Below are 11,680 nucleotides of genomic sequence, written 5' to 3' on the forward strand. Positions count from 1 at the left end.
AGCCGGGCCAGTTTCTATGGCCGGCTGCAAAATTCTTGCCCGGAAGTCCGGATGCATAGACGAGGCGTTTGAAACCGAACCATGGCGTTGGCGGCCAAACTACAGCTACGACAATCGCAGTCGCTGGTGATGACGCCGCAGCTGATGCAGTCGATTCGGTTGCTGCAGTTCACCCATGTCGAGCTCGAGCATTTCATCGACGAGGAAATCGAGCGCAATCCGCTGCTGGAGCGCGCCGAGCCGCAGGACGATGCCGCCAGCGACCAGGCGCAGAAGATCGAGGCGGAGCCGCAAGCCACCCCCGAAGGCGACTGGTTCGAAAACGAGACGCAGTGGAGTGCCGAGGCGATCTCGGACAAGCTCGACACGTCGCTGGAAAACCTGTTTCCCGACGACCCGGGTACCAGCGAGCGGCTCGGTCCCGACCTGACGGCGCAATGGAAATCGGCTTCCGGCAATGGCGCGGGTTCCTCATCCGAATGGTTTGACGCCGGCGATATGGCGGCCGCGACGATCACGCTGCGCGACCATGTCGGTGAACAGGTGGCGCTAGCCTTCGCCGATCCGGCTGCACGGCTGATCGCCGCCGAGCTCGCCGACGGCCTTGACGAGACCGGCTATCTGCGTGCCGACCTGGCCGAGATCGCCGCTCGTCTCGGTGCGGATGCCGCCGCCGTGGCGAAGGTGCTGGCGGTGTGTCAGACTTTCGAGCCGGCCGGCCTGTTTGCCCGCGACCTAGCCGAATGCCTGTCGCTGCAACTTGCGGTGCGCAACCGGCTCGATCCGGCGATGAAGGCGCTGGTCGCCAATCTCGAACTCCTGGCACGGCGTGATTTTCACGCATTGAAACGGATCTGCGGTGTCGACGAGGAGGATCTGCTCGACATGCTGGCGGAGATCCGGGCGCTCGATCCCCGGCCGGGCATGGCGTTTTCGGGCGGCGCCAGCGACGCGATCGTCGCCGATGTCGAGGTGCGCGCGGCCAATGACGGCAGCTGGACGGTCGAACTCAATGCCGAAACGCTGCCGCGCGTGTTGGTCGACCATATCTATTTCGCCCAGGTCTCGCCGCAGGCCAGGAACCAGGCGGAAAAGGATTTTCTGGCCGAATGCCTGCAGAACGCCAACTGGCTGACGCGCAGTCTCGACCAGCGGGCAAAGACCATCCTCAAGGTCGCCTCGGAGATCGTTCGCCAGCAGGATGCCTTCCTTGTCCATGGCGTGCGCCAGCTGAAACCGCTCAACCTGCGCACGGTGGCCGATGCCATCGGCATGCACGAATCGACGGTCAGCCGGGTCACCGCGAACAAATACATGCTGACGCCGCGCGGCGTGTTCGAGCTTCGCTACTTCTTCACCGCCTCGATCGCCGCGTCAGGCGGCGGCGATGCGCATTCCTCGGAGGCCGTGCGTGACCGCATCAGGCAGCTGATCGACGAGGAAAAAGCGGCCGACGTGCTTTCCGACGATGCAATCGTCGACATGTTGCGCGAGAGTGGCGTCGATATTGCCAGGCGCACGGTGGCCAAGTACCGGGAAGGCATGAATATTCCTTCCTCGGTGCAGCGCCGGCGCGAGAAACGGGCGCTGGCCAGCGCCGGGCGCTGAGGCAGTTCGATTTTCCACAGGCCAGCACTTCATTGACAAGCTTCGGTGAAGTGGCTAGAAGCCCGCCCGCATGAGACGGGCTAGATGCCCGCATGCGGATGGTCCGTCACGACGTTGGCCTCGAGACGGTCAAAGGGCGGCTTGTGATCAACCGGAAAGTTCGGATTTAAATCGGCGCAAGTGACGCCGCAAAGCTTGTGCGCACGGATCACGAGTATAAACTCGGGCGAGTTTGAAGCCTGAGCAAGGAAGGTCAGTTTTCAGATGAATCTGCGCATATCGGGAAAACACATGGATATCGGCGATGCGTTCCGTACACGCATCAACGATCGTGTCGGCGAAGCGATCGGCAAATATTTCGATCGCGGTTTTGCCGGACACGTCACGGTCATCAAATCGGGTTCGCGCTATTCGGCGGACTGCATGATCCGGCTGGATTCCGGCGCTTCGCTGCAGGCCACCGGCGATGCCCAGGATCCGACGCTTGCCTTCGAGGCGGCGGCGGATCGTCTGGAAACCCGCCTGAGGCGCTACAAGCGCCGGCTGAAATCGCACAATTCGGGCGCCGCCAACGGCCAACCGACCGACATAGCCTACACGGTTATGGCGCCGCTTGCCGATGACGACGAGGACATTCCGGAGAATTTCGCGCCGGCCATCGTCGCCGAATCAACCATGACGCTGAAGACCATGTCGGTGGCGTCGGCGGTTATCGAACTGGACACCAAGGACAGCCCGGTCTTCGTCTTCCGCAACGCCGGAAACGACCATCTCAACATCGTCTATCGCCGGCCCGATGGAAACATCGGCTGGATCGACCCGTCCACGACCAAGGTCGCACAAGCGTGACGACCGAGGTCGCACAGGTGACGACAGAGGTCGCACAGGTGACGACCGAGGTTGTACGGGTGACGACCAGGGTCGCACTGGGATAAAAGCCGGCCGCACGAGGGGTGGGACTGGTGACGGCAGGCGAACAAGGGATTTTCAAGCATGGATCTGAGCGATCTTATCAACGTTCCGGCGATATTGCCGGCGTTGAAGGCGAACTCCAAGAAGCAGCTGCTGCAATTGCTGTCCGAACGGGCAGCTGCGATTTCCGGCATTCCGGAGCGGGAGGTGTTCGACACCATCCTGCAGCGTGAGCGGCTGGGTTCGACCGGCGTCGGCAACGGCATCGCCATCCCGCACGGCAAGCTGGCCGGCGTGAAGCGCATCGCAGGTGTTTTCGCCCGGCTGGAGACGCCCGTCGATTTCGAATCACTGGACGATCAGCCCGTCGATCTGGTGTTTCTGCTGCTGGCGCCGGAAGGGGCGGGCGCCGATCACCTCAAGGCACTGTCGCGCATCGCGCGGGTGCTGCGCGACGCCGACACGGTGGCTAAAATCAGGGGTACGCGCGACGCGGCTGCTATCCACACGCTTTTATCGGACACCCAGGCCTCGCACGCGGCCTGATATTATCTGTTTTACGCAATTGCGGACGGAAAACCGTTACACACTTTTCCTGGCATTGCTTTGAATTGAGACAATCTCAAGGGCCGCCATGGCGGCCCTTTTCCGTTTCAGCGGGAAATCGCTCTCAGTGAATGGCGACCGTGGTCAGATCGTTTTCCATGGCACCGGCCAGAGCGCGGTCACGCGCATCGGAAAGCAGGATCGGCTGGCCATTGGCGGCAAACAAGGCCCACAGTTCCATGCCGGGGGCGATTTCGCCGAGATTGGGGAAACGGCCGAGCAATTCGTCGCTCGAGACCTTTCTGAGATAAGCGACCGAGCCCTCGCCCAGATGAGCGAATTCGCCATTGGTCATGGTGATATTTTCAGTTCTGGTCATTTCAAAGCCTCCTTGGCGCGAGGACGCCGCTCAAGGCCATCCCGCATGAGAGCCATTTAAGTCTGCTGCATCGTGCTTTCGGAAAATCGGAACCGATTTCCGGCCGATGCAGTCGTAAAGATCAGTCTTTCACCGATATGTTTATTTTCCGTACCAGCCGTTCGGACTCCGGCCGATCAAGGTCGATCGACAAAAGGCCGTTCTTCAACTCCGCCGCGATCACCCGCATGCCATCAGCCAGCACGAAACAGCGCTGGAACTGGCGCGCGGCGATGCCGCGATGAAGAAATTCGCGCTCGGTGTCGTCGGTCTGACGGCCGCGCACGACCAGCTGGTTTTCCTCCGTGGTGACATCGAGATCGCTTTCGGCGAAACCTGCGACCGCCAATGTGATGCGCAACCTTTCGGTCTTGCCGTCGGCGCCGCTGAGGCGTTCGATGTTGTAGGGAGGGTAGCTGTCACCGGACTTCGCCAGGCGTTCCAGGGTCTTTTCCATGGCGTCGAAGCCAAGCAGAAGCGGGCTGGAAAAGGGCGTCATTCGGCTCATGTTACACTGTCCTCTCAAGAGCGACATAAAGTGGAAAAACCCAGATGGCATTTTTCCCGATGGCCTTGATATGGTCCGCCCCGCGACCAAGTTCAAGCCGTCAACAGACCCGCCCAAAAAGACCATGCCGTGGACTCACAGGAATGACCGACATGGCGCTTGAAACGGCGAGCAGATGCAAGGAGAAGCGCGCAGGTCGGGATGGTCTTCCCCGGTCGAGCGGTTCGACCTGGCAGCTCGCGGCCGCTTCGGCGTGATTTGGATGTTTCGATCGGATCGGTGCAAGCCCACGACCTCGCCAAACAAGGAATTGAAATGCCCCAGTCACGCAAGATCATCATCGACACGGATCCCGGCCAGGATGATGCCGTCGCCATATTGCTGGCGCTCGGCAGCTCCGAACTGGAGATCGTCGGCATATCAGCCGTTGCCGGCAACGTGCCGCTGAAGCTTACCGAAAAGAACGCCCGCAAGATCTGCGAGCTGGCCGGCCGCCCGGACATCAAGGTCTATGCCGGCGCCATCCGGCCCCTGATGCGCGAACTGGTCACCGCTGAAGAAGTGCATGGCAAGACTGGTCTCAACGGACCGCAATTGCCCGAACCGACGATGAAGCTGCAAGACCAGTATGCGGTCGATTTCATCGTCGAGACGCTGATGAGCGAAGAAAGCGGCACGATCACGCTTTGCGCGCTCGGGCCGCTGACCAACATTGCACTGGCGCTGATCCGCGAGCCACGCATTGTACCCCGCATCAAGGAAATCGTGCTGATGGGCGGTGGCTTCTTCGAAGGCGGCAATGTCACCCCGACCGCCGAATTCAACATCTATGTCGACCCGCAGGCCGCCGACGTCGTGCTCAAATCCGGCATTCCGATCGTGATGATGCCGCTCGACGTCACCCACAAGGCCCTGACCACCGCCAAGCGCACGCAGGCCTTCCGCACCCTGGGCACCAGGGTCGGCACCGCCACCGCGGAGATGCTGGAGTTCTTCGAGCGCTTCGACGAGGAGAAGTATGGCACCGACGGTGGCCCGCTGCACGACCCTTGCGTCATCGCCTATCTGTTGAAGCCAGACCTGTTCAAGGGCCGCAACTGCAACGTCAGCGTGGAAACCGCCTCGGAACTGACCATGGGTATGACCGTGATCGACTGGTGGGGCGTCACCAAACGGCCGAAGAACGCCATGGTGATGCGCGACATCGACCATGACGGGTTTTTCGCCTTGCTGGTGGAAAGGCTGGGGCGGCTGTGAGAGCTTCCTTCTCCCCGTTCACGGGGAGAAGGTCCCGGCAGGGGGATGAGGGGCGGCGCGAGCGTGGATATTCTGCCTTTAGCTCCGGCGCTGCCCCTTCACCCGGCCACTACGCGACCACTCATGGACGGGGTGAGGGGATGAGTTTACTTCGCCTTTGAAAACGCCAGCCACAGACCGCCGCCGACCATGAAGCTGCCGCTGATCCTCGACAAAAGTTTTATGCGCCCGGCCGACAGCAGGCGCCCGGCGCGGCCGGCGGCCAGCGCGTAGGTCGAATCCGAGAAGGCGGCGAAGATCATCACGGTCAGGCCCATGATGGCGATCTGCAGCGAATAGTTGCCTTGCGGCGAAATGAACTGCGGAAAGAAGGCACCGAAGAAAATCAGCGTCTTGGGATTGCTGAGCGCCACCAGCAGGCCCTGCAGGAAGAAGCCGCCGCGCGGCTTCCTCGCTGTTCCATCGGCGTTCAGCGTGCCCTTGGAACGGAACATCTGCACGCCCATCCAGATCAGATAGGCGGCGCCAATCAGCCGTACCAATTCGAACCAGTGGCCCATGCCTGCGATCAGCGTGTTGAGGCCGATGCCGACGATGGCGATCATCACGGCAAGCCCGGCCTGCGTTCCGGCGACATTGGCAAGACCGGCGCGTGAGCCATGGCGGATGCTGTTGGCGATGATCAGCGTGACCGTAGGGCCCGGCACCAGGATGATGACGATGCAAGCCAGGACATAAGCAGCGTAGAGTTCGAGCGACATGTTTCTTCCCCAAGAATGCCGCCGAGGCGGCGTAGCTGACAGCAATCAATGCATGGCGGCGATGGCGATGCAAGCCGATGCGCGAAGCGCCACGACACGCCGGTGCATGCGGCTCAGGCGCCAGCTCCGGCCTGCCAGGGCAGCGTTGCCTCATAGGAGGCCGCTGCCTTCAGCACCGCGAGGTCGCCGCGCGGCCGGCCGATCAACTGCATGCCCATGGGTCGGCCCTTGTCGTCGAAGCCGACAGGTACGTTGACCGCCGGACAGCCGCCCAGCGTGGCGAATGCGGAAACCTGCATCCAGCGGTGGTAGCTGTCCATCGCTCGTCCGGCGACCTCGCGCGGCCAATGCGTGCTTACATCGAAGGGGAAGACCTGCGCGGTCGGTAGCGCGATGAGATCGAAGCGGTCGAAGATCGACAGCAGCGCGCGATGCCAGGATGTGCGGATGACTGAGGCGGCGCGGATTTGCGGCGCCGTCAGCCTCATTGCGTTCTCCACTTCCCAGATGGCTTCCGGCTTGAGTAGGCCGCGCTTCGCGGGATCGTCATAGTGGGTTTTGAGCGCACAGCCGCTGCTGGCCTGGCGCAGCGTCACGAACGCCTGCCACAGCGCCTCCAAATCGAAATCCGGCAGCAGGGGCTCGGTCGCGAAGGACGCTTCCGCAAAGCGGCCAAGTGCCGCCTCGCACAGGCCGAGAATGCCTGTTTCAACCGGCAGATGACCGCCGAGGTCACCGAGCCAGGCGATACGGCCACCAGTTGCGGGTATTCCAAGCCCTTCGAGGAACGAGCCGGGTTTTTCGTAGGACAATGGCGCGTGCGGGTGGTAACCGGCCTGCACATCGAGCAGCAGCGCCATGTCACGGACGTTGCGGCCCATCGGCCCGTCGACGCCCATCTGCGCATGGAAGACTTCGAAATCGGGTCCGCCGGGAACAAGTCCTTGCGACGGGCGGAAGCCAAAAACATTGTTCCAGGCGGCCGGGTTGCGCAGCGAGCCGCCGAAGTCGCTGCCATCGGCGACGGGCACCATATCGAGGGCCAGCGCCACCGCCGCGCCGCCGCTCGAGCCGCCGGCGGTCAGGTCCGGATCGAAGGCGTTCAGCGTCGGCCCGAACACGGCGTTGTAGGTGTTGGAACCAAGCCCGAATTCGGGAACGTTGGTCTTGCCGATGATGATGGCGCCGGCATTGCGGATCCGCTCGACGAAGAAATCGTCCCCCTGCGGCACGAAATCGGCGAAGATCGGCGAGCCGAAGGAGGTCCTGAGGCCCGTGGTCGAGGCGAGATCCTTGATGGCGATGGGGAGGCCGAAGAGCGGGCCGGTTTTGGCTCGTGTTGGGCTGGCATCGGCCGCATCGGCTTCGCGCAGGATATCGGCGCGATCGCGCAAGGAGACGATGGCGTTGACCAGCGGATTGACTGCCTCGATGCGATCGAGGAATGCCCCCACCACCTCACGTACGGAAAGCTCTCTCTCCCGGATCGCGCCGGCGAGTTCGACCGCGGACAGGCGGCAGATGTCGCTTGCCGGCTGCACGGCATGTTTCGTTTGAGGGCGCAGCATTTTCAACGGGTTTCCTGCAGCGCCTGATCGACGTCTTTGGCCAGCGGGATCGCCGGTTGGGCGCCGGGCTTCAGGCAGGCCAGCGAACCGGCTGCGCCGGCGCGCGCCAGCGCCTGTTCGAGCGTGAGGCCCGACGACAGGCTGGCGGCGAAATAGCCGCAGAACGTATCGCCGGCGCCGACCGTGTCGACAGGGGTGATCTTGCGGGCCGGAACGGCCAGGAATTCGCTCGGCGTTGCCGCCATCACGCCATCGCCGCCGAGCGTGACGACGACGGTGCGGCCGGTCTTTCCGGCAAAGTCGCGCATGCGGGCCGCCCGGTCGCGGCCTTGCAGCGACAGCGCTTCGCCGTAGAGGTCGAACTCGGTTTCGTTGGCGACGACATAGTCGGCCTTGTCGAGAAAGCCGGCTGCCTGCCCCTGGAAAGGCGCCGTGTTGAGCACGGTGATGGCCCCGGCCGCCCTTGCCTGGTCGAGGGCGGCATCGACGGTGGCCAGCGGAATCTCGTTTTGCAGCAGCACGACGTCGCCTTTTTTCAGAAAGGCCTTGGAGAGATCGCCTGGCACCACGGAAGCGTTGGCGCCCGGCACCACGGCGATGATGTTCTCGCCGTCGTCAGCGACCATGATCAGTGCCGTGCCGGTCGAGGCGTGAGTCTCGGCAACGCCGGACAGGTCGACCTTGCCGTCGCGCAGCAATGCCAGTGCCTCGGCTGCGAAGCTGTCCCTGCCGACGGCGCCGACCATGCGCACCGAGGCGCCGGCGCGTGCGGCGGCCAGTGCCTGGTTGGCGCCCTTGCCCCCAGGCGTGGTGGTGAAGGCCGAGCCGCCTACCGTCTCGCCGGGGCTCGGCAAGCGGTCGACCTTGGCGATAAGGTCGAGGTTGATCGAACCAATGACGATAATCAAGCAAGGCCTCCTGGCAACGCAAATCAAATGTCGGAGCGTCCTTCGTGCGTCCGGGCGAACGCAGGTCATTCCGATTGCGCGGAAGCTAACCTGTAAGGCCGCGGCTTGCCAGACCAGGCGCATGGTCCAGTCCGATTTGAGGCGGTGTCGTGGCCTTATTCGCAGCGCACGGTGACCGTGCCCTGATAGTTGCCGGCGGGAAAGATACCGCTCGACCTGGTGGCGGTGAGGTCGACCTGCATGCTGTGGGTGCCGTTGGCAACCCTCTGCGGCACACTTCCGTTGACATCGGCCCCCGAGCCATCGAGGCGGAAGACCGAAGCGAAGGCCACGTTGGTGCCGCCGCCGCTCGGCGCGGACGAGAATGCGGCAGGCGCCGGCGCTGAAACCGAATAGCAGTCAAGCAGGTTAAGTATCGAGCACAACAGGGAGCTTGCCACCACGGTGGCGCCGGCGCTCGATCCGCCTGCCTGTTTGGAGCCCAGTATGCTGATGGCGGGATTGGCCTTCATCGTTCCGGACGCCCCGACCATGATGGTGCAGGTGCCAATGATCGCTGCCTGCACCGGAAGGCAAAAGCCGGCAAGTGCTGCCATCGCAAGCAGCGCGCGGCTACTGCTTCTTCTTTTTCTTGCCATCGCCATTTCCGGTCCTGATGCTCCAGCCTTCGTTGGCCCACCCCGGTGACGCGGCCGTGGGAGCGCTGGCGGCGATGCTCGCCGTCTGGCCGTCGGCGCCAAGGCCCATTTTGAGGAGTTTCAGCTCCAGCTGCAGGCGCTCGACCTCAAGCTCATAAAGACGGCTGCAATCGACGCGCTTCGGCGTACGCCCGATCGGGATCACCACCCGACCATAGGTGGCAACGCTGTTGTCCGACTGGCTGTTGCCTCTGATAACGCCGAGATCGACATAGGCGCCGGAACCGGAGACGGCGGAACGGCAAGTGGTACCGTCCGCGGCATGGACCTCGTCCTGGCCCTGGGGCAAGGTGACGCCGGGCAGGTTGAAGCCGCTCTCGTTCTGGTTGAGGTTGTAGACGTCCTCGGCTCCGGCCGGCAAGGCACCCGCCCAAGCAGCCGCGAGCGCCAGTATCAGGACTTGCGGCGCCCAAAAAACTTTCCGCATATCTGTGCCTTTATCTGCGTCTGTTGATTGGGAAAGGGGATGCTTTCGGTACAGATACGCACTTTACGCTCGGCAGCGCCGTCAAAAGGCACAACCACAAGGACAGAGCGGGAGGCCTGGGAAGCCAGCTGGAAGACATCTGGAGAGATTCTGGCATCTACCGGCTGAAAATCCTGATCGTAGACGTGGATTTCGACCCGGATCTTCCGGTCGTAGGGATTGGCGGGGAAGACGCGAACCGCGAAGACGTCGGTGAAGCTGTTGATCTCGCCACGCATCGGCGACATCGATTGGGCCTTGGCGGCAATGGGCACCAATCCGACGGCCAATGCCGTCGCGAGGATTCGAGCATGTTTCAACGACCCCTCCTTCGCTGCGCGTCATTCGCAGCGCAGCGTTACGGTTGCCTGATAATTGCCGTTGGCGAAGCGATTGCTGCCGCCTTTGGTTCCGGCAAGGTGAACCGAGACGAGATCGGCGCCGGGTGTGTTGATGCTGGTTGCCGAGCCGGTCTCGACGATGGAATGCGCGCCGGCGGCAGAGTAGGTGGGCGTCCAGGTCGTCGACGTGCTGTCGGCGGATGGCACCGTCATGGTGGTGACCGGGTCGACGCTCAGCGACACACCTCCGGTCGTCGTCAGCGTCACGGTTCCGGCCGAGCCGCCGCTGTTGTGGGAACTGAGGGACTGGAGATCGGGACTGGCCGTCATCGTACCGTTGGTGGCAACGACAAGCGTGCAGGTGGGCGCGATCGTGCCGTTGAAGATGACATTCTGCGTCGTGGCCAACGCAGCCTCGTCGATGCTGGCAACCAGCAAAGCTGCGCCGCAGGCGGCGCGAAACCATGTCATCGGGACCTCCTATCAAGCCGGATCGTCCGGATTAATATGAGGGCATCATCACTTTATCGTGGTTAATTTAGAGTTACCTGAAATAACGGCCAAAAACAACGATTACCGGAACCGGAGGTTGCCTTCGGTTGCAAAGGCGGAAACCACAGTGGAAATCGCGCTTATACTTAATAATGCCGATATACCCATGTTTTTCTCCACAATATTGCGAAAAATCGATTTTATGATACCTGCCCGGCTTCCCAGCCCAGAATGGCGCGTTTACGGGTCAGGCCCCAATGATAACCGGTGAGGTCGCCTGATTTACCGATGGCGCGGTGACAAGGCACCACGAAAGAGAGCGGATTGGCGCCGTTGGCCGCACCGACCGCCCGGCTGGCGGACGGTGCGCCGATGCTGGCCGCAATCGAGGAATAGGTGCGGGCCTTCCCCATCGGGATCTTGAGCAGCGCCTCCCAGACGCGAACCTGGAAGTCGGTGCCGATCATGACGACATGCAGCGGCTGGTCGGGGCGCCACAGCGTCGGATCGAAGATACGGGCGGCATAGGGGCCGGTAGCAGTCATGTCCTCGACATAGATAGCGTTCGGCCAGCGGCTGGACATGTCGGCGAAGACGACGCGTTCCTCGCCGGGGTCGCTGAAGGCGAGGCCGGCGAGCCCGCGCTCCGTGGCCATGATCAGGGCGGTGCCGAATGGCGAGGAATGGAAGCCGTAGCGGATGGTGAGCCCGGCGCCGCGTGTCTTGTAGTCGCCCGGCGACATCGCCTCATGCGTGACGAACAGGTCATGCAGCCGGCCCGGGCCGGACATGCCCAGTTCGAACGATGTCTCGAGCAGCGGCATGCCGGAATCGAGCAGCCTGCGCGCATGGTCCAGTGTCACCGCCTGCAGGAAGGCTTTGGGCGACAGGCCGGCCCAGCGGGTGAAGAGTTTTTGCAAGCCGGTCGGCGTCTCGCCGACTTCCTCGGCCAGCTCTTCGAGGGTAGGCTGATCACGATAGTCGAGACTGATCTTCTCGATGGCACGGCGCACGATTTCGTAGTCGCTGCCTTCAGGCGTGATGTCCTTTTTGAGGACTGCGGTGTGGGTGCTCATCAGGCAACCTCACGATTGCGTTGAATCAGTTTAAGAGCTGATTGGGCGTTGGTCCCGCGCCACCGTGACGACCGCCTGTGGTGCTCGCCCTTCGAGGGCCCGCATGAGACCTGCGGCGTTG

14 protein-coding genes are annotated in these 11,680 nt (G+C 62.7%); 4 read left to right on the top strand and 10 right to left on the bottom strand.

All coding sequences use genetic code 11. The features are described from left to right. Positions 1–81: 81 nt before the first annotated feature. The 3 genes from rpoN to ptsN all read left to right on the top strand — a co-directional run bounded on the left by rpoN (position 82) and on the right by ptsN (position 3,066). Entirely contained in the window at positions 82–1,608 is a 1,527-nt protein-coding gene (rpoN, locus tag EOA16_RS28860; protein WP_127261185.1) for an RNA polymerase factor sigma-54, read from the top strand. A 264-nt stretch (positions 1,609–1,872) separates the two neighbouring features. Then, the gene (gene raiA / locus EOA16_RS28865; protein ID WP_127261186.1) at positions 1,873–2,457 is read left to right on the top strand and encodes a ribosome-associated translation inhibitor RaiA; all 585 of its coding nucleotides are present in this window, start codon (positions 1,873–1,875) and stop codon (positions 2,455–2,457) included. A 144-nt stretch (positions 2,458–2,601) separates the two neighbouring features. Beyond that, entirely contained in the window at positions 2,602–3,066 is a 465-nt protein-coding gene (gene ptsN, locus EOA16_RS28870) for a PTS IIA-like nitrogen regulatory protein PtsN (protein WP_127261187.1), read from the top strand. Between the two features lie 124 nt (positions 3,067–3,190). Here the strand turns inward: ptsN and EOA16_RS28875 are convergent, their stop codons facing one another. After that, a complete protein-coding gene (locus tag EOA16_RS28875; RefSeq protein WP_023760740.1) occupies positions 3,191–3,445 on the bottom strand; it encodes a DUF1150 family protein in 255 nt (84 codons plus the stop codon). A gap of 121 nt (positions 3,446–3,566) precedes the next feature. Next, complete coding sequence (locus EOA16_RS28880; protein WP_023760739.1) at positions 3,567–3,992, bottom strand: Hsp20 family protein; 426 nt, start codon at positions 3,990–3,992, stop codon at positions 3,567–3,569. Positions 3,993–4,307: 315 nt separating this feature from the next. On the opposite strand from EOA16_RS28880, the gene EOA16_RS28885 reads away from it, so the two are divergent. After that, the gene (locus EOA16_RS28885) at positions 4,308–5,249 is read left to right on the top strand and encodes a nucleoside hydrolase (RefSeq protein ID WP_127261188.1); all 942 of its coding nucleotides are present in this window, start codon (positions 4,308–4,310) and stop codon (positions 5,247–5,249) included. Between the two features lie 146 nt (positions 5,250–5,395). Here the strand turns inward: EOA16_RS28885 and EOA16_RS28890 are convergent, their stop codons facing one another. From EOA16_RS28890 to EOA16_RS28925, 8 genes are all read right to left on the bottom strand, one after another. Further along, complete coding sequence (locus tag EOA16_RS28890; protein ID WP_127261189.1) at positions 5,396–6,010, bottom strand: LysE family translocator; 615 nt, start codon at positions 6,008–6,010, stop codon at positions 5,396–5,398. Positions 6,011–6,123: 113 nt separating this feature from the next. Further along, on the bottom strand, positions 6,124–7,578 hold the full coding sequence (locus EOA16_RS28895; RefSeq protein ID WP_127261190.1) for an amidase: 1,455 nt from the start codon (positions 7,576–7,578) through the stop codon (positions 6,124–6,126). 2 nt (positions 7,579–7,580) lie between these two features. Beyond that, positions 7,581–8,486, bottom strand: coding sequence for a ribokinase (locus tag EOA16_RS28900; protein ID WP_127261191.1), 906 nt, complete (start codon positions 8,484–8,486; stop codon positions 7,581–7,583). Between the two features lie 155 nt (positions 8,487–8,641). Beyond that, entirely contained in the window at positions 8,642–9,124 is a 483-nt protein-coding gene (locus tag EOA16_RS28905) for a hypothetical protein (protein WP_164754421.1), read from the bottom strand. Next, positions 9,099–9,611, bottom strand: a complete 513-nt coding sequence (locus EOA16_RS28910) for a hypothetical protein (protein WP_127261193.1) — start codon at positions 9,609–9,611, stop codon at positions 9,099–9,101. The genes EOA16_RS28905 and EOA16_RS28910 overlap by 26 nt, the downstream gene beginning before the upstream one ends. Further along, positions 9,578–9,970, bottom strand: a complete 393-nt coding sequence (locus EOA16_RS28915; RefSeq protein WP_127261194.1) for a hypothetical protein — start codon at positions 9,968–9,970, stop codon at positions 9,578–9,580. The genes EOA16_RS28910 and EOA16_RS28915 overlap by 34 nt, the downstream gene beginning before the upstream one ends. Positions 9,971–9,991: 21 nt before the next feature. Continuing rightward, complete coding sequence (locus EOA16_RS28920) at positions 9,992–10,462, bottom strand: hypothetical protein (RefSeq protein ID WP_127261195.1); 471 nt, start codon at positions 10,460–10,462, stop codon at positions 9,992–9,994. A 221-nt stretch (positions 10,463–10,683) separates the two neighbouring features. Beyond that, a complete protein-coding gene (locus EOA16_RS28925; RefSeq protein ID WP_127261196.1) occupies positions 10,684–11,559 on the bottom strand; it encodes a bifunctional helix-turn-helix domain-containing protein/methylated-DNA--[protein]-cysteine S-methyltransferase in 876 nt (291 codons plus the stop codon). Positions 11,560–11,680 lie beyond the last annotated feature (121 nt).

The sequence above is a fragment of the Mesorhizobium sp. M7A.F.Ca.US.008.03.1.1 genome (assembly GCF_003997495.1).
Classification (GTDB): Bacteria; Pseudomonadota; Alphaproteobacteria; order Rhizobiales; family Rhizobiaceae; genus Mesorhizobium.

What these genes read in the sequence shown, in the direction of transcription:
- EOA16_RS28925 (WP_127261196.1), bottom strand. Translation starts at nt 11,559, where the DNA reads ATGAGCACCCACACCGCAGTCCTCAAAAAGGACATCACGCCTGAAGGC.
- EOA16_RS28890 (WP_127261189.1), bottom strand. Translation starts at nt 6,010, where the DNA reads ATGTCGCTCGAACTCTACGCTGCTTATGTCCTGGCTTGCATCGTCATC.
- EOA16_RS28905 (WP_164754421.1), bottom strand. Translation starts at nt 9,124, where the DNA reads ATGGCAAGAAAAAGAAGAAGCAGTAGCCGCGCGCTGCTTGCGATGGCA.
- EOA16_RS28880 (WP_023760739.1), bottom strand. Translation starts at nt 3,992, where the DNA reads ATGAGCCGAATGACGCCCTTTTCCAGCCCGCTTCTGCTTGGCTTCGAC.
- raiA (WP_127261186.1), top strand. Translation starts at nt 1,873, where the DNA reads ATGAATCTGCGCATATCGGGAAAACACATGGATATCGGCGATGCGTTC.
- rpoN (WP_127261185.1), top strand. Translation starts at nt 82, where the DNA reads ATGGCGTTGGCGGCCAAACTACAGCTACGACAATCGCAGTCGCTGGTG.
- EOA16_RS28920 (WP_127261195.1), bottom strand. Translation starts at nt 10,462, where the DNA reads ATGACATGGTTTCGCGCCGCCTGCGGCGCAGCTTTGCTGGTTGCCAGC.
- EOA16_RS28875 (WP_023760740.1), bottom strand. Translation starts at nt 3,445, where the DNA reads ATGACCAGAACTGAAAATATCACCATGACCAATGGCGAATTCGCTCAT.
- ptsN (WP_127261187.1), top strand. Translation starts at nt 2,602, where the DNA reads ATGGATCTGAGCGATCTTATCAACGTTCCGGCGATATTGCCGGCGTTG.
- EOA16_RS28895 (WP_127261190.1), bottom strand. Translation starts at nt 7,578, where the DNA reads ATGCTGCGCCCTCAAACGAAACATGCCGTGCAGCCGGCAAGCGACATC.
- EOA16_RS28885 (WP_127261188.1), top strand. Translation starts at nt 4,308, where the DNA reads ATGCCCCAGTCACGCAAGATCATCATCGACACGGATCCCGGCCAGGAT.
- EOA16_RS28910 (WP_127261193.1), bottom strand. Translation starts at nt 9,611, where the DNA reads ATGCGGAAAGTTTTTTGGGCGCCGCAAGTCCTGATACTGGCGCTCGCG.